Annotated in this window: 15 protein-coding genes; 6 read left to right on the forward strand and 9 right to left on the reverse strand. The window is 73.1% G+C overall.

The features are described 5' to 3' along the window. Nucleotides 1-316 precede the first annotated feature (316 nt). Both AB0D67_RS36570 and AB0D67_RS36575 read left to right on the forward strand, forming a co-directional pair. On the forward strand, nucleotides 317-3,934 hold the full coding sequence (locus tag AB0D67_RS36570; RefSeq protein WP_362946250.1) for a discoidin domain-containing protein: 3,618 nt from the start codon (nucleotides 317-319) through the stop codon (nucleotides 3,932-3,934). 263 nt (nucleotides 3,935-4,197) lie between these two features. Then, nucleotides 4,198-5,301 (forward strand): hypothetical protein, encoded by a 1,104-nt coding sequence (locus AB0D67_RS36575; RefSeq protein WP_362946253.1) that lies wholly within the window; start codon nucleotides 4,198-4,200, stop codon nucleotides 5,299-5,301. Here the strand turns inward: AB0D67_RS36575 and AB0D67_RS36580 are convergent. From AB0D67_RS36580 to AB0D67_RS36600, 5 genes are all read right to left on the reverse strand, one after another. Further along, the gene (locus AB0D67_RS36580) at nucleotides 5,201-6,217 is read right to left on the reverse strand and encodes a carbohydrate kinase (RefSeq protein ID WP_362946256.1); all 1,017 of its coding nucleotides are present in this window, start codon (nucleotides 6,215-6,217) and stop codon (nucleotides 5,201-5,203) included. The two genes, AB0D67_RS36575 and AB0D67_RS36580, sit on opposite strands and share 101 nt — an antisense overlap. A 378-nt stretch (nucleotides 6,218-6,595) precedes the next feature. Continuing rightward, the gene (locus AB0D67_RS36585) at nucleotides 6,596-7,999 is read right to left on the reverse strand and encodes an alkaline phosphatase PhoX (RefSeq protein ID WP_362946259.1); all 1,404 of its coding nucleotides are present in this window, start codon (nucleotides 7,997-7,999) and stop codon (nucleotides 6,596-6,598) included. Between the two features lie 176 nt (nucleotides 8,000-8,175). Then, nucleotides 8,176-8,340: a hypothetical protein gene (locus tag AB0D67_RS36590; protein ID WP_362946261.1), complete on the reverse strand. Its 165-nt coding sequence runs from the start codon at nucleotides 8,338-8,340 to the stop codon at nucleotides 8,176-8,178. Next, nucleotides 8,337-8,876, reverse strand: coding sequence for an NUDIX domain-containing protein (locus tag AB0D67_RS36595; protein ID WP_362946263.1), 540 nt, complete (start codon nucleotides 8,874-8,876; stop codon nucleotides 8,337-8,339). Before AB0D67_RS36595 ends, AB0D67_RS36590 begins: the two co-directional genes overlap by 4 nt. 168 nt (nucleotides 8,877-9,044) lie before the next feature. Then, nucleotides 9,045-10,337, reverse strand: a complete 1,293-nt coding sequence (locus tag AB0D67_RS36600) for a hypothetical protein (RefSeq protein WP_362946266.1) — start codon at nucleotides 10,335-10,337, stop codon at nucleotides 9,045-9,047. Between the two features lie 45 nt (nucleotides 10,338-10,382). Here AB0D67_RS36600 and AB0D67_RS36605 point away from each other — a divergent pair, with 45 nt between their 5' ends. The 3 genes from AB0D67_RS36605 to AB0D67_RS36615 all read left to right on the forward strand — a co-directional run bounded on the left by AB0D67_RS36605 (nucleotide 10,383) and on the right by AB0D67_RS36615 (nucleotide 12,311). Next, on the forward strand, nucleotides 10,383-11,588 hold the full coding sequence (locus tag AB0D67_RS36605) for an ROK family transcriptional regulator (RefSeq protein WP_362946268.1): 1,206 nt from the start codon (nucleotides 10,383-10,385) through the stop codon (nucleotides 11,586-11,588). 94 nt (nucleotides 11,589-11,682) lie between these two features. Beyond that, a complete protein-coding gene (locus tag AB0D67_RS36610; RefSeq protein WP_362946270.1) occupies nucleotides 11,683-11,865 on the forward strand; it encodes a hypothetical protein in 183 nt (60 codons plus the stop codon). A gap of 104 nt (nucleotides 11,866-11,969) precedes the next feature. After that, nucleotides 11,970-12,311 (forward strand): hypothetical protein, encoded by a 342-nt coding sequence (locus tag AB0D67_RS36615; protein ID WP_362946273.1) that lies wholly within the window; start codon nucleotides 11,970-11,972, stop codon nucleotides 12,309-12,311. A 110-nt stretch (nucleotides 12,312-12,421) separates the two neighbouring features. Here the strand turns inward: AB0D67_RS36615 and AB0D67_RS36620 are convergent, their stop codons facing one another. The 4 genes from AB0D67_RS36620 to AB0D67_RS36635 form a co-directional block, all read right to left on the reverse strand. Continuing rightward, nucleotides 12,422-12,835 (reverse strand): HigA family addiction module antitoxin, encoded by a 414-nt coding sequence (locus AB0D67_RS36620; protein ID WP_362946276.1) that lies wholly within the window; start codon nucleotides 12,833-12,835, stop codon nucleotides 12,422-12,424. Between the two features lie 28 nt (nucleotides 12,836-12,863). Then, the gene (locus AB0D67_RS36625) at nucleotides 12,864-12,986 is read right to left on the reverse strand and encodes a hypothetical protein (protein WP_362946279.1); all 123 of its coding nucleotides are present in this window, start codon (nucleotides 12,984-12,986) and stop codon (nucleotides 12,864-12,866) included. A 194-nt stretch (nucleotides 12,987-13,180) separates the two neighbouring features. Next, complete coding sequence (locus AB0D67_RS36630) at nucleotides 13,181-13,399, reverse strand: hypothetical protein (RefSeq protein ID WP_362946281.1); 219 nt, start codon at nucleotides 13,397-13,399, stop codon at nucleotides 13,181-13,183. A 120-nt stretch (nucleotides 13,400-13,519) separates the two neighbouring features. Next, on the reverse strand, nucleotides 13,520-14,572 hold the full coding sequence (locus AB0D67_RS36635; RefSeq protein ID WP_362946283.1) for an aldo/keto reductase: 1,053 nt from the start codon (nucleotides 14,570-14,572) through the stop codon (nucleotides 13,520-13,522). A 349-nt stretch (nucleotides 14,573-14,921) separates the two neighbouring features. On the opposite strand from AB0D67_RS36635, the gene AB0D67_RS36640 reads away from it, so the two are divergent. Next, the coding region (locus tag AB0D67_RS36640) for a tetratricopeptide repeat protein (RefSeq protein ID WP_362946285.1) at nucleotides 14,922-15,517 on the forward strand (596 nt) is incomplete at its 3' end.

The raw sequence follows: 15,517 nt of genomic DNA on the forward strand, positions 1-15,517 counted from the left end.
CATCCGAAGCAAGTATTTGCAGCCGTTTGCGGGCCCGAACGTCAGCCGTTCGCGGTCCACGACGGCGGCTCCCCGCGACGAAATCCCTTACTGAGCAGCGATGATGCCGCCCCCAGAGGCGACACCGCGAAGTCAATTCATTGCGAAATTCCGTCGAAATATTGCAGACATCGATTTGTCATTTTACGGTTCAGCCATTCGACCCGACGAAGGACACGCTCCCCCTGACCCCCGGCACCCCCGGCACCCCCGGCACCCCCGGCACCCCCCGGCGTTCCGGACACGAGACGGTTCCGGACACGAGACAGAGGAACGGATGACACACAAGCGCGCCACACTGCTCCGGCTGATCGCGGCGATCGCCGCCTTCAGCCTACTGATCATCACCGGACCGCCCCTCCCCGCCACGGCCGCGACCGGCCCGAACCTCGCGACCGGCGCGAACCTCGCGGCGGGCCCGAACCTGGCGGCGGGCAAGGCCGTCACCGCCAGCGGGCACACCGACGTCTACGTCGCCGGCAACGCGACCGACGGCGACCCCTCCACCTACTGGGAGAGCCCGTCGCACTCCTTCCCGCAGTGGATCCGGGTCGACCTGGGCGCGAACACCGGCGTCGACCGGGTCGTGGTGAAGCTCCCGCCCGGCTGGGAGCCGCGCACGCAGACGTTCTCGGTGCAGGGCAGCACCGACGGCTCCTCCTACACCACGATCGCCGGCTCCGCGACGCGCGCCTTCGACCCCGCCTCCGGCAACACGGTCACCGTCGACCTCCCCGCCACCGTCACCCGCCACATCCGGCTGAACATGACGGCCAACACCGGATGGCCCGCGGCGCAGGTCTCCGAGCTGGAGGTGTACGGCGGCGCCACCGGAGACACCCAGGCGCCCACCGCGCCCGGAAACCTCGCCTACACCGAACCCGCCGCCGGCCAGATCAAACTGACCTGGACCGCCTCCACTGACGACGTCGGCGTCACCGGCTACGAGATCTACGCCAATGACGTCCTGCGCGCCACCGTCGCGGGCGATGTCCTGACCTACACCGACACCCAGCCCGCGAGCGCCACCGTCACCTACCGGGTCCGGGCGAAGGACGCGGCCGGCAACCGGTCGGCCCCCGGCAACGCCGTCACCCGCGCCGGCAGCGGCGCCGGCTCCAACCTGGCCGTGGGCAAGCAGGTCAGCGCCTCCTCCTACGTCCACACCTTCGTCGCGGCCAACGCGGTCGACAACGACCCCGCCACCTACTGGGAGTCCGCGCCCGGCGCCTATCCCGCCACGCTCACGGTGAAGCTGGGCGCGAACGCGAGCGTCACCTCGGTCGTGGTCAGGCTCAATCCCGACCCCGTCTGGGGCCGGCGCACCCAGACGATCGAGGTGCTGGGCCGCGAGCAGGGCGCCTCCTCCCCCGCCACGCTGAAGGCGGCGGCGCCGTACACCTTCGACCCCGCCACCGGGAACACCGTGACGATCCCGGTCACCGGCGACGTCGCCGACGTCCAGCTCAGGCTCACCTCCAACACCGGCGCGCCCGGCGGGCAGGTCGCCGAGTTCCAGGTGATCGGCGTCCCGGCGCCCAACCCCGACCTGACGGTCACCGCCGTCTCCTGGACGCCCCAGTCCCCGACGGAGGGCGACACCGTCACGCTGCGGGCCACCGTACGCAACTCCGGCGACCGGGCCTCCGGCGCGACCGGCGTGAACTTCTACCTCGGCGGCGCCAAGGCCGGCACCGCCCCGCTGGCCGCGCTGGCGGCCGGCGCCTCCGCGGAGGTCTCGGCGTCCGCCGGACGGTGGGACGCCGGCTCCTACCCGGTGACGGCGAAGGTCGACGAGGCCGACGCGGTCGCCGAGAAGAGCGAGCTGAACAACGCGCTCACCGCCTCCTCGCCGCTGGTCGTCAAGCCGGTCGACAGCTCCGACCTGACGCCCGTGGCGAGCTGGACCCCGGGCAACCCGGCGAGCGGCGCCACGGTGACCTTCTCCGTGGCGATCCGGAACAAGGGCGACATCGCCTCCGCGGGCGGCGGCCACGCCGTCACGCTCACCCTGCTCAACGACGCCGGGACGGCGGTGCGCACCCTGACCGGCTCCTACACCGGCGCGATCGCCGCGGGCGCCACCACCGCCCCGGTGAGCCTCGGCACGTGGACCGCCGCAGGAGGCCGCTACACCGTGCGGGCGGAGGTCGCGGCCGACACCGCCGAGCTCCCGGTGAAGCGGGACGACAACGTCGTGACGACCCCGCTGTTCGTCGGCCGCGGCGCGAACATGCCCTACGACACCTACGAGGCGGAGGACGCCTCGATCGGCGGCGGCGCGACCGTCGTCGGGCCCAACAGGACCGTCGGCGACCTCGCCGGCGAGGCGTCCGGCCGCAGGGCGGTCAGGCTCGCGACCACCGGCGCCTACGTCGAGTTCACCACCAGGGCTCCCACCAACACCCTCGTCACCCGGTTCTCCATCCCCGACGCGCCCGGCGGCGGCGGCATCGACGCCACCCTCGACGTCTACGTCGACGGCGTCTTCCGCAAGGCGCTCAACCTGACCTCGAAGTACGCCTGGCTGTACGGCCCCGAGGCGAGCCCCGGCAACTCCCCGTCCATGGGCGGGCCCCGGCACATCTACGACGAGGCGAGCATGATGCTCGGCACGACCGTCCCGAAGGGCAGCAGGATCAGGCTGCAGAAGGGCACGGCCAACACCACCACCTACGCGATCGACTTCGTCGACACCGAGCAGGTCGCGCCCGTCTCCAACCCCGACCCCGCGCGGTACGTCGTCCCGGCCGGGTTCGGCCACCAGGACGTGCAGAACGCCCTGGACAGGGCGCGGATGGAGACCGGGTGGCTGGGCGTCTACCTGCCGCCGGGCGACTACCAGACCGCGCAGAAGTTCCAGGTGTACGGCAAGCCCGTCAAGGTCGTCGGCGCGGGCCCCTGGTACACCCGGTTCCACGCCCCCGTCACGCAGGAGAACACCGACGTCGGCTTCCGCGCCGAGTCCTCCGCCAACGGCTCGGCCTTCACCGGCTTCGCCTACTTCGGCAACTACACCTCCCGCATCGACGGCCCCGGCAAGGTGTTCGACTTCCAGAACGTCGCCGACATCGTCATCGACGACATCTGGAGTGAGCACCTGGTCTGCCTCTACTGGGGCGCGAACACCGACCGGATGACGATCAAAAACTCCCGCATCCGCGACATGTTCGCCGACGGGATCAACATGACCAACGGCAGCACGGACAACCTCGTCAGCAACAACGCGGCCCGCTCTACCGGCGACGACAGCTTCGCCCTCTTCTCGGCCATCGACGCGGGCGGGGCCGACATGAAGGGCAACGTCTACGAGAACCTGACCGCGATCCTCCCCTGGCGCGCCGCGGGCATCGCGGTGTACGGGGGCTACGACAACGTCTTCCGCAACATCTACATCGCCGACACGCTGGTCTACTCCGGCATCACGATCAGCTCGCTCGACTTCGGCTACCCGATGAACGGCTTCGGGGCCGACCCGCCCACCAGGTTCGACAACATCTCGATCGTCCGGGCCGGCGGCCACTTCTGGGGGGCGCAGACCTTCCCCGCCATCTGGGTCTTCTCCGCCTCGAAGGTCTTCCAGGGCATCCGGGTCGCCAATGTCGACATCGTCGACCCCACCTACCACGGCATCATGTTCCAGACCGGCTACTCGGGAGGCGCTCCACTGAACCCGATCAAGGACACCGTGTTCACCGACGTCTCGATCACCGGCGCCCACCGGAGCGGTGACGCCTACGACGCCAAGTCCGGCTTCGCCGTCTGGGCCAACGAGCTGCCCGAGCCCGGCCAGGGACCGGCCGTGGGCTCGGTGACCTTCAACAACCTGAGGATGAGCGACAACGCCGTGAACATCAGGAACACGACCTCGACGTTCACCATCACCGTCAACTGACCCACCGGCCCCCGGCGACCTCCGCCGGAGCTCACCCCGTGGACGGCCCGGTCACGGGGTGAGCGCCACCGGCCGGTCGGCCGGTGGCGCCGGGACCGGTCCTCCTCCGGCTTCTGTCGGCGGGGCCTGGCAGGATCGCCGTACACGCGAACCCGCCGGGGGCCGGGATGCCGGACACCGCATCCCGGCCCCCGGTACGGCCGCGCGTGCCCGGCCGCCGCGCCGGATCCCACCGGCCCCCACCAGACCGAGGACCGCCCCGGATGGAGCTCTCCCCCGCCGCCCGCCGGCTGCTCGCGCTCATGACCGACCCGGCCACGGAGTACCCCGCCGCCTGGCCCGGCCGCGCCGAGCTGGGCCCCTACGACCTGGGGGCCCTGCTGCCCTCCGCCTACCGCGGCCCCGCCACCCCCGCGGGGACGTCGGCGAGGTTCCTGGTGGAGGACGAGGCCCGGGAGCGCCAGCCGGCGTTCACCTCCGACTCCTGCGCCGAGCTGTTCGCGGCGCTGGTCGACGGGCTCGCCACCCGTAAATGGGCCGACCTGCACCTCGGCGCGGCCTCACTGGTGCGCTGCCCGGACGGGCCGCCCCTCGCCGCGCTCGCGGCCCCCGCCCGGACCCTGGTGCGGTTCCTGCTGGAGGCCGGCCGGCTCGACCAGCCGTACGCGCTGCTGGCCGTCGCGGGGCTCGCCGGGTGCGACGGGCGAGGCGACGACGGGCTCGACGCGAAGGTGACCGAGGCGATCGGAGCGGGCCGGGGCCCGATCGGCGCCGCCGAGCTCCGCCTGCTCGCGAGCTGGGACGCCGGGCACCGGGCGCTGTTCCTGGAGGCCCTGCGGAACAGGTCGTTCGGCTCCCCGCCGCCGCTTCCCGGCGTCTGGGAACGGCTGGCGGACCTCCCCGGCCACACCGCCTTCGCCCGCGCGGCCCTGGAGGCCGCCGCCGCCCGGGTCGCCGCGATCCACGCGGGCGAGATCCCCTACCGCGCCGACCGCGCGTTCGAGGCGTCGGAGACCGAGGCGCTCGGCCGCGCCGTACGGCCGGCGCTGATGCGCGACGAGGAGTGGCTGCCCGCCCTGCTCACCCCGCTGCTGGCCGGAATCGCGGTCGCCCCCGGCTCGGCGCGGACCCTGCCCTCCCAGGCACTGCTGTACGAGATCGCCCGGGCCGTCGAGGACTTCCCGACCCCCGAGGCGGTCACCGCGCTGCGCGCCGCGCGTGGAGCGGCGCGGCACGCGGGCGTGCCCAAGCAGCTCGACCGCATGCTCAAGCGGATCGACCGCGCGGCGGCCGACCGGCGGTCTCCTCATCCGGTGCGGTCAGCCGGTGGCGCCAGGGCGGGTCGGCACCAGCGACCTCGCAGGTGAGGGCGGCGACCCGGACCGCGAAGGCGAGCGCCTCGGACAGGTCGCCGGCGGTGAGGCCGGTCAGGCGTCCGCCGAGGAGGCCCCGGACGCCCAGGCTGTGCAGCAGGCCGGCGGTGAAGGCGTCGCCCGCCCCGACGGTGTCGGCCACGTCCACCGCGGGAGCGGGCACGGCGAGCCGTACGCCGTCGAGGGAGGCGGTCACGCCGTCCGCGCCCCGGGTGAGCAGGACGAGCCTGGCTCCGGCCGCGTGGCACTCCTCGCGGAACCCGTCGAAGTCACCGAAGTCGCCGAGGTGGGCGAGGTCCTCCTCGCTCACCTTGACGATGTCGGCGAGTGCCGCCCAGCGGGGCAGGCGGGCCCGGTAGACCGCCGGATCGACGAGCCCGGGGCGGACGTTCGGGTCGATGGAGATCGTCGCTGCCACGCGGGCGCCGGTGAGGAACTCCTCGATCCGCGCGGCGCCGGGCGCCATGACCAGGGCGAGGGAGCCGGTGTGCACCGCCGCGACCCCGCCGAGGTCGCGGGTGGCGAGCTCCTCCTCCGTCCACTGCCAGTCGGCGGCGCCCTCGGCGTGGAAGGAGTACTCGGCCCGGCCCTCCGCGTCGAGCGTCGCCACCGCCAGCGTGCTGGGCTCGGCGGCGCGCACGACGCCGGACAGGTCGACGCCGGAGGCGGTCAGGCGCTCGTGGAAGAGGCGGCCGAAGGGGTCGGCGGAGATCCGGCCCAGATAGCGGGCGGGGGTGCCGAGCCGGGCGAGGGCGACCGCGGCGTTGGCCGGGCCTCCGCCGGGGATGACGCGCAGCGCGAGCTCACCCCGCCGGGACGCTCCGGAGTCGGTGAAGGCGTCGGCGACGCACTCGCCGACGACGGCCACGGCCGGGCCTGTCGTCCTCGTCCCCTCGGCTGGGCTGGTCATGCGCCTCCTCCTGGTCGGGCCCCTCGGTTCTCCGGAGCTCCGGCGGTCTTCCCAGGAGAGTCTCCCAAGGAGAAGGGCCGCCGGTCATCCGGGGAGGCCGATGAAGGCCGGCGGGACGTGCCCGGTCAGCCGGACGCCGTCGGCGCTGCGGAAGGCGTGCCCGGCGGCGTGCATGGCGGCGCGTGTATGACGGCGGCGTCCACGACGAGGACGACCGGCCCGCCTCGCCGCCGAAGCCACCGAAGCCGCCGAAGCCGCCGAAGCCGCCGAAGCCGTCGAGGCCGTCGAGGCCGCACGGCCGAAAGCCTCTGAAAGCCGAACGGCCCACCGCGCCCTCCGGGGAGGGCACGGCGGGCCGTTCCGCCCAGCGCCGTACCGTCAGTGCCCGGCGTTGCCGGGACGGCCCCACGGGCCGGTGATCGCCATGACGTGGCCCGGCGTCTGGATGCAGGCGAACAGGATCCTGCCGTCCTGGCTGAAGGTCGGGCCGGTGAACTCGCTGTCGTTCAGGTCGTTGCGGGCCATCGGGTAGGACTTGCCCTGGTCGGTGACGCCCACCAGGTGCTGGACGCCCTCGCCGTCCTCGGCCAGGATGACCCCGCCGTACGGCGAGACCGTGATGTTGTCCGGCCCGTCGAAGGCGCCGTCCTCATCGGGGTCGGCGTTGACGCCGAAGATGGTCTTCAGCGTGACCGTCTGGCTGCGGGGGTCGTAGAACCACACCTGGCCGTCGTGCTCGTTGAGGCTGCCGTCGCTGTGCCGGGCGAAGCTGGCCACGAAGTACGCGCCGCCGTCGGCCCACCAGGCGCCCTCCAGCTTGCGGCTGCGGGTGACCTGGTCGTCGGCGAACTGCTTGCGCGTCGAGACGCTGCGGGCGTCGCGGTCGGGCACCGGGACCCACCGGACCCGGTAGCGGGTGCCCGGCCGGGTGGCCTGCGACAGGTCCTGGATGTGCTCGGAGCCGTGGTAGCAGCTCATCGCCTCCAGGGTGCCCGCGGTGTCGCCACCCTCGCTCTGGGCCAGGGCCTTGAGCGCGCCCTTGCCGCCCCGGAAGCCCGCGGGCGGGGTCCAGCGGTAGTAGAGGCCGTTGGGGCCGGAGGCGTCCTCGGTCTCGTAGATCGTGAAGGTCCGCGGGTCGACGGCGACGGCCTCGTGCGAGTAGCGGCCGAGGAACTTCAGCGGCACCGGGTCCCGGTTCGCCTCACGGTCGAAGGGGTCGACCTCGAAGACGTAGCCGTGGTCCTTCTGGTACTGCCCGCCGGCCCTCTGCTCGGTCTCCTCGCAGGTCAGCCAGGTGTTCCACGGGGTCTTACCGCCGGCGCAGTTGTTGTGCGTGCCGGCCAGGCTGACGTACTCCCGGACACGGTCGCCCCGGAGGCTCACCTCGATGTTGGTCGTGCCGCCGCCGGCGCCCGGGTCGTAGGTCAGGCCGGGCAGGGCCGGCACCCGGTACGGCTCGCCGCCGCCGACCTCGTGGTTGTTCACCAGGGTGGTGCCGCGGCCGTGGGGGAAGGCTCCGGTGCCGTCGGGGTCGCTGGGCGTGGGCTCACCCGTCTCCAGCTTCGTCACGCCGGCCTGAGCGATGATCTTGTAGGAGAAGCCGGCGGGCAGGGCCAGCACGCCGGCCGGGTCGTCGACGAGCGGGCCGTACCCCAGCGCGGGCCGCGCCGCCGCGAACGCCGCGGGGCCGGCGATCGCCTCGATGCTGCCGGCGAACACGATGCCGAGGCCGCCTGCGGCGCTGCTACGGAGGAAGTTGCGACGGGAAACGGGTGAGGACACGGGTATCGCCTCCAGTTTGGAACGCTGACACCGAGCGATCCAATTATGTCCGGGAAACATCCTTGTCGTCCCACTATGTTCGCCGGATGAACCCCCGATGAACACTCCGTCCCGCGAACGGCCCGCCCGGATCCCTCACGGCCGGCGCGGCCCCGCCCCGACGGTCACGGCGGATGTCAGGCGGTCTCCACCGGCGTTCCCCGGACGCCCAGCGCCTCCGCGACCGCGATCGTGTCCAGGTAAAAGGGGCGGATCTCGGTGATCAGGCCGTTCCCGAAGGTGATGAGCCGCATGACCGCCGTGTCGAGGACCCGTCCGGTGGCGCGTCCTGAGCCCGTCACGGGGGAGGTTCCGGGTGGTGCCAGGGCAGGACCAGCGGCTCCGCCGGGAGGCCGCCGGTCAGCAGCCTGTCGAGCAGGCCGGAGAGGCCGGGCGGGATGACGTGGTCGCCGGTCGTCCGCAGCTCGGGAAGGGTCCACCAGCGGAAGGTGTCCATCAGGGAGCGTTCGAGGTCCTCCATGCCGGAGACGTCCACCGACGGTTCGGGGACGCGCAGCAGGAAGTAGTGGTCCCGGGCGTAGAACAGCCGGTCGTCGAGGTCGGTCCAGTGGCCCCGGGAGACGGCGACGACCGGGCCGAGGTCCTCCGGCGAGGTCACCTGGCCGGTCTCCTCACGGAGTTCGCGGGCCGCGGCCACGGCCAGGTCCTCACCGGGGTTGACGCCGCCGCCGGGGGTGAACCAGGCGAGGTCGGAGCCCTTGACCAGACCGCGGCCCCGGAACAGCAGGACCCGGTCCCGGCCGTCGAGGAGCAGGACGCGGGCGGAGGGCCGCACGACGGCGCCGGGCAGCGGATCACGGGGAGTCGCTTCGGGCATGAGGGCGAGCATAGGCGGCCGTCCCGCCTTCTCGCGATCTTCACGTCTCCGGCCCGGCATCGGCCCGCCGCCGTCAGCGGACCGGCACGTGGAGGAAGTGGACGCCGAGCCCGTCGATCACGGTGCGGAACTGCGGCAGGGCGTTCAACCGCCTCTCGGTGGACGGGGTCAGGTGCGCGAACGCGCCAGGAGAGGGGGAATCGCGGTGGCGGCCGCCAGGACGGCCGCCAGGGGGAGGACCGCGATGAGGAGGGCGGCCCTCAGGTCCAGGGCCGCCCCGAGTACGGCGATGCCCGTGGGCGCCGCCAGGATCGCGGTGCCGGAGGCGAGCGCGCCGTACGCCGCCGAGCGGGTCGCCGTGAGACCGGGGAGGCCGACGAGCCGGGCGAGCGTGACCGGATAGAGCGGCGCGACCCCGAGCCCGGCCAGCACGAGCCCCGCGGTGACCGGCGCGGGGAGGCCGGTCAGCGCGACGAGGAGCGTGCCGGCCGCCGCGAGCCCGCACCCGGCGGGGATGACAGGGAATCCCCTTCCGGTCAGTCTCGCCGTCACCAGCCGGCCCGCCGCCATTCCGATGAGGAACGCGGCGGCGGCCACGGCGGCCCCGCCGTCGGACAGGCCGGTGTCCCGCAGTCGGGCCACGGCCCAGATCGTGAAGCAGAACTCGATGGACACGGAGGCCACGATGGCGGCCCACGCGCCCGCGGTCCGCCGCGTCCGGCCGCGCGTCCCCGCGTCCGATGCCGGAGCCGGCGCGCCGGACCGGTCGCTCCCCGCCGGGGCCGTGTCACCGGGCCGGACCGCCGGGGACGGGGGTGTCGAGGTGGGGTCACCGCCCGCCGGGGACAGGGGCGCCGAGGGCGGGATCGCCGGGGCGGGATCGCCGTCGCTCGCCGGGGACGTCGCGGTGGAACCGCCGGCGCCCGCGGGGGGCGCCGCACGCGGCCGGGTGCCGGCGGCCAGGAAGATCAGCGGTGGTACGGCCAGCAGGAGGGCGAGCCGTCCGTCGGCCCCGGCGGCCTCCAGAGCGCCGATGGCGGGCGGGCCGAGGATCGCGCTGACGCTCGCGGCGGCGTTGACGCGGGCCAGTCCGGCGGCCGCGTCCGGGCCGCGGAACAAGGCCGGGGTGACGAGGACGATGCCGGCCGCGCCCAGCCCCAGCAGCAGCGCCCCGGCCGCCGCGACGACCGCGGCCGTCCCGGTCGCCAGGAGGACGGCCCCGGCGGCGGTGACGAGGGCCGCGGCGAAGAGGGCGGGCCCGGGACCGGAGCGCAGGAGCACGCCTCCGGCGGCCCCGACGGCGAGCAGGCCGGCCCCGAACGACGACGCCAGCCACGCGAGACTCTCCGGTGGAGCGCCCAGGTCACCGGCGAGCAGAACCAGGCACGCGCCGAGGCTGTTGACGGTGAAGCCCAGCGCCGCCTGCGCGACCCCGACCTGCCGAAGGTCCAACCGTGACATGGGCTCCCCCTATAAACTCGCCGTACGAGGATAAAGGGAGGCACAGTGTCGACCGCAAGCCCCGCGAGCCGGTCTCTTTCGTTCCACACCCGGAGTTCCCGCTGGCGCGGCGCGCTGGCCGTACTCGGGGAGATGCGGCGCGAACCCGGTGTCACCCGTGCCGTCGTGGCGGAACGGCTCGGCCTGAGCAGCGGCTCGGCCACCGAGATCACCGCCCGGCTGCGCGAACTCGCGCTGCTCGCCGAGACACCCGCGGCGGCCTCGGGGCGCGGCCGTCCGACCACCGTGCTCGGCCCGCACCCGGACGGGCCCGTCGTCATCGCGGTGGACCTGCGACAGGAGGACTACCGGTGCGCCGTCGCGACGCTCGACGGCAGGCCCGAGGTGCTGGAGTCCGCGGCCCACGCCGACCGTTCCTCCGGCCACGCCGTCGGCGCGGTCGCGCGGGCGGTGCACCGCGCCTGTGACCGCTACGGCGACCGCGTCCGGTTCGTCTCGGTGGCGGTCGCCGCGACCGTGCGGCACGGAAGGGTCACACAGTCCGCGGCCCTCGGCTGGGACACCGTGGACCTCGGCGCCCTCACCCCGAGCCCGGACGTGCCACTGCTGGTCGGCAACGACGCGACGCTCGCCGGCGTGGCGGAGTCCCGGTACGGCGCCGCCGTCGGCGCGGCCGTGGCCCTGCACGTCACGATCGAGGTGGGTGTCGGCGGCACCCTGATCGTCGACGGCCGTCCCGTCGAGGGGATGACGGGCGCGGGCGGCGAGTTCGGTCACCTCCCGTTCGGCGACCGGGAGCTGCGCTGCCCGTGCGGAGCCCGGGGCTGCTGGGACCTCGCCGTCGACGGCCGGGCCATCGCCCGTCACCTGGGCGCGCCTCCGCCCCGCGATCCGCGCACCTATGCCCAGGCTGCCCTGGCCAGGGCGGCGGAGGACCCCGCCGTCCGATCCGCGGTGAGCCGTGTCGCGGGCGACTTCGCCGGCGGCCTGGCCGGGCTGGTCAACGCCCTCGACCCCGGCGTCGTCACGCTCGGCGGTCTCGCGGGGCCGCTCCGAGCGGCGGCCGCGCCGCGGTTCGCCGCCGCTCTGGAGGACGGGCTCATGAGGTTCCGCCGGGCGGATCCGCCGCCCGTGGTCGCCTCCGCTCTCGGCGAGGACGGCGCGTTGCACGGGGCCGCGGCCGTCGCGCTGGACCGGTTCCTCACCGAGGAGGGCCTGGCCGCGTGGGCGTCCACGCGGCCAGGCGGGTGAGCGCGCCGGACCGGCCGGGGTGGTGCCAGGTCCACTCCGGGGACTCGATCCCGCGCCAGTGTGCGGCGGACGCCGCGCCGGTTGGATCGGCGGCATGACAACGACCTCGTTCGACTTCCCCGGCCGCTGGGTGGAGGGCGCCGGGCTCGGGCTGTGCGCGGCGCTGGTGCCGCTGGGGGCCGGTGTCCTGCGGGATGGCCCCGCACCCAGGTGGTGGGCCTACCCGCTCGTGCTGGGCGTGGGCGCCGCCGCCGTTCTCCTCGGCATGGCAGGTTAGCTTTCTGCCGCCAAAAATCTGTATTGCCGATTTATGGGATTAAATGGCCGATCGTCCGATCCGGAGCGGGTAGGGAGGGGTGGTCGGAGGAAGGGGGCCACGCGATGAGCGAGCAGGACGACCGGAGAGAGCGCCTGGAGAAGATCGCGCACGAGCACGTGGAGCACCTGTCGGGCGAGACCGCGCTGGGCGGCACCGACCCGGCGGCTCGGGGAGAGCGCGTCGCCCGGGAGACCCCGGACTCGGCACAAGGCGGCGAGGGCCGGGTCCAAGGCGCCGGTGACATGACGGCGACCGGCAACGCTCCCCTGGGCGACCAGAGCACCGGGGGCGAGGCCGCCCGCGAGGCGATCGGCGCGGAACCGGGCGAGTCCGGCGAGATCGAGGACCGCAGCACCGGGGAGGCGTCCCGGGACGAGATGACCGGCGGCCAAGGCGGCGGCTGACCGGCCCGGCCGCGTCGGCGGATCGCCTTCCGGACGAAGGGCGACGGCCATGGTCACCGCCGCCGCGTCACGGCGGCGATGGCGCCGGAGTGGCTGAGGCCCGAGGACCGTCAAAGGCCGGCCGCGAGAAGCTGCTGCACCCGGGAGATCTCATCCGTCGGCTCTTCGGGGAGGATCCCCCGGGCCACCGGTTCGCGAACCGGTATCTCGTCCAGCCAAGGGACCGCTTCCAGCAACTCGCCTTCCAGCCTGAGCCGCTGCAGGGCGGACTGATAGTCCGCTTCCAGGCGGTTCCAGAGCCTGGCTGGCATGCCGGTCACGAGCTCCAGCCGCTGCGCGATCTCATGGCTCAGCGGCACCAGTCCCTGGACCAGCCTGTTGAGGTGCTTGGCGCTGAGTCCGAGCCTGGTCGCCAGCTCCCGCTGGGTCATGCCGAGCTCATCGAGGTATTCGCGGATCGTCTCCCCCGGCGGCACGGCGTAGTCGGGGGCGCCAGAAGGATGGAACTCGGTCGCCGACGTCATCTTCCATGCTCCTTTCGCGCTTGGTGGTTCATCCGTGGTAGTCGACGATCTCTATGACCAGCGCGGCTTCTTCTTCAGCCAACCCCTGGTCGGCCTTCTCCTTGGGCGTCATGAGGCGGAACATGGGACGCCGGCCCCGGTGGAGGTCCATCGCGTGGCAGCCCACAAGATAACGTCACCGGCCGTGCCCGGCGATCCGTTCGCCCGAGGCGAAGAGGTCCTTTTTCACGGTGCGTGTCCGGGGAGGACCCATCGGGCCTTCGCCGGCAACCGCCGGTGATCCGGGACGCATGTGCGCGAGGCCGGATCCACGGCCTGACCGGCAGGCGTGGTAGTCGTGTCCTATCAACCGGCGTCCGTCTCACGCAGGCGGAGCTGCCGCCCGCACTCGTCGGCCAGCCGGGGGTACGCGCGGGCGATGGCCTCGTAGGTCCGTCGCCTGAGCAGGCGCGTCGCCTCCGCGCGGCCGACCCTGCCGGACAGTTCCTCCAAGGCGCCGTCATAGACGATGAGTTCGTGACGGAGGTAGTTGACCGCCCACCTCCGCAGGAAGTGCCCGTTCATCGCGGTTTTCCTCCTGTCACGAGGGACAAGGATGGCCGGTCGTGGCAGGTGGCTTCAGAGCCGAATCACGTTCTGTGGACAACCTCCGTCATCGACCCACCGGCCGTCACGGACCAGGGGTCACTGAGCGGCGGCGCGGTCCGCGAGCGGGCGGCGGCGCCGTGCGGCGTCGGTCAGCGCGACCGGACGCCAGGCGCCGTCCGGCTGGTAGACGTCGGTTCCCGGCGGGACGATCTCGTCGATCCTGTCGAGGGTCGCGTCGTCGAGCGTGAGCGTGGCGCCCTTCAGCGACGCCTCCAGTTGCTCCATCGTCCGCGGCCCGAGGATCACCGAGGTGACGCCGGGGTGTGCCGCGGCGAAGGCCACGGCCAGTTCCGGCAGCGAGCAGCCGACGTCACCGGCGACCTCGATGAGCCGTTCCACGACGGCCAGCTTGGCGGCGTTCACTGGAAGAGAGGGGTCGAAGCGCGCCGGCATCAGCGCGGCGCGGCCGGTGGCGAGATCGATGGACCGGCCCGCCCGGTACTTGCCGGTCAGGAACCCCCAGGCCAGCGGGCTCCACGTCAACACGCCCATCCCCAGCCGCCGGCAGACCGGCAGCACGGAGGTCTCCACGCCCCGGGCCAGCAACGAGTACGGCGGCTGCTCGGTCCTGAAGCGCAGCAGGCCCCGGCGCTCGGCCACGTGGTACGCCTCGACGATCTCGTCGGCCGGGAAGCTGGAGCAGCCGAAGGCACGGATCTTCCCCTGGTGGACCAGGTCGCTCAGCGCGGAGAGCGTCTCCTCGACGTCGGTCGTGTGGTCGGGACGGTGGACCTGATAGAGGTCGATCCAGTCGGTCCCCAGACGCCTGAGGCTGTCCTCGACCGCCCGGAAGATCCACCGCCGGGAGTTGCCGCCTCTGTTGGGCCCCTCACCCATCGGGAAGTGCACCTTGGTGGCGAGCACGACGTCGTCACGACGGCCGCGCAACGCCTTCCCCACGATCTCCTCCGACTCCCCCGCCGAGTACATGTCCGCGGTGTCGACGAAGTTGATCCCCCGGTCGAGGGCGGCATGGACGATGCGGACGCACTCGTCATGATCGGGATTGCCGATGGCGCCGAACATCATGGTGCCGAGACAGTGGGCGCTCACTTCGATGCCGGTGCCGCCGAGGACTCGATAGCGCATGCCGGGGCTCCCTGGAGATCGGAAATGGGGGATCGCGAAGTGGACCCTAGGTCCTGGAGCGCACTCCATGGCAAGTTCCTCGTGAAGGCGCACCCCGAGACCTCGGGCCGCCGCGTCCCGGGAGTGATGCTCGCGGTCTCCACCGGCCCCGGAAGACCAGCGGGTGCGACGGCACACCGGTGGGCGCGGAGGCTTCGCGCCTCCACGCGAGAGGTGATCGGTAACGGCTGGGCTACTTACGCATATACCGGCCTTTCCGGGCGGCAAGCTGAAAGGCGTGCCGACTCCCCCTGATTCATCGCGGCCCCTTGTCCGCCCCTCCCCGGGTTCCGCCGACGCGAGTCGGGTCGTGGCCGCCGTCGCCGCGCTCATCTCGATCCTGCTGGCCGGCACAGGACTCATCGGCTCCGTCACCGGTCTGTCCCCGATCACGTCCGAGACCTCGGACGCATCGGGCAACGGCGTCAGTCTGGCCTGTGCGTTGATCAGTCTGGCCTGTGCGTTGATCAGTCTGGCCGGTCTGGCCGGTCTGGCGATCAGCGCCGCCGCCCTGCTGCGGATACGCAGGCGGGTACTGCAGGCCGAGCACCCGGACACGTTGTCCGCCCAGACCGATCTCGCCTACCAGATGGTGGAGGCCGGGGACACGGCCGGGGCGCGTGACCGGCTGGCCGCCCTGCTGCCGGTGTACGAACGGGTCATGGGCGCCGAACACCCTGACACGCTGGCCGCCCGGGGCAACCTCGCAGCCCTGACAGGAGAGATGGGAGACGCGGCCACCGCCCGCGAACAACTCACCACCCTCCTGCCATCACTGGAACAGATCCTCGGCCCGGAAGACCCGAACACCCTGACCGCCCGGAGCAATCTCGCCACCCTGACGGGACAGATGGGAGACGCGGCCACCGCCCGCGAACAACTCACCACCCTCCTGCCATCACTGGA

It is taken from the genome of Streptosporangium sp. NPDC048047 (genome assembly GCF_040653115.1).
In the GTDB taxonomy this organism is placed as follows: Bacteria; Actinomycetota; Actinomycetes; order Streptosporangiales; family Streptosporangiaceae; genus Streptosporangium.

Excerpts from the sequence above, each read along its gene's own strand:
- AB0D67_RS36570 (WP_362946250.1), top strand. The coding sequence starts at position 317 with ATGACACACAAGCGCGCCACACTGCTCCGGCTGATCGCGGCGATCGCC.
- AB0D67_RS36575 (WP_362946253.1), top strand. The coding sequence starts at position 4,198 with ATGGAGCTCTCCCCCGCCGCCCGCCGGCTGCTCGCGCTCATGACCGAC.
- AB0D67_RS36580 (WP_362946256.1), bottom strand. The coding sequence starts at position 6,217 with ATGACCAGCCCAGCCGAGGGGACGAGGACGACAGGCCCGGCCGTGGCC.
- AB0D67_RS36595 (WP_362946263.1), bottom strand. The coding sequence starts at position 8,876 with ATGCCCGAAGCGACTCCCCGTGATCCGCTGCCCGGCGCCGTCGTGCGG.
- AB0D67_RS36600 (WP_362946266.1), bottom strand. The coding sequence starts at position 10,337 with ATGTCACGGTTGGACCTTCGGCAGGTCGGGGTCGCGCAGGCGGCGCTG.
- AB0D67_RS36610 (WP_362946270.1), top strand. The coding sequence starts at position 11,683 with ATGACAACGACCTCGTTCGACTTCCCCGGCCGCTGGGTGGAGGGCGCC.
- AB0D67_RS36615 (WP_362946273.1), top strand. The coding sequence starts at position 11,970 with ATGAGCGAGCAGGACGACCGGAGAGAGCGCCTGGAGAAGATCGCGCAC.
- AB0D67_RS36620 (WP_362946276.1), bottom strand. The coding sequence starts at position 12,835 with ATGACGTCGGCGACCGAGTTCCATCCTTCTGGCGCCCCCGACTACGCC.
- AB0D67_RS36625 (WP_362946279.1), bottom strand. The coding sequence starts at position 12,986 with ATGGACCTCCACCGGGGCCGGCGTCCCATGTTCCGCCTCATGACGCCC.
- AB0D67_RS36630 (WP_362946281.1), bottom strand. The coding sequence starts at position 13,399 with ATGAACGGGCACTTCCTGCGGAGGTGGGCGGTCAACTACCTCCGTCAC.
- AB0D67_RS36635 (WP_362946283.1), bottom strand. The coding sequence starts at position 14,572 with ATGCGCTATCGAGTCCTCGGCGGCACCGGCATCGAAGTGAGCGCCCAC.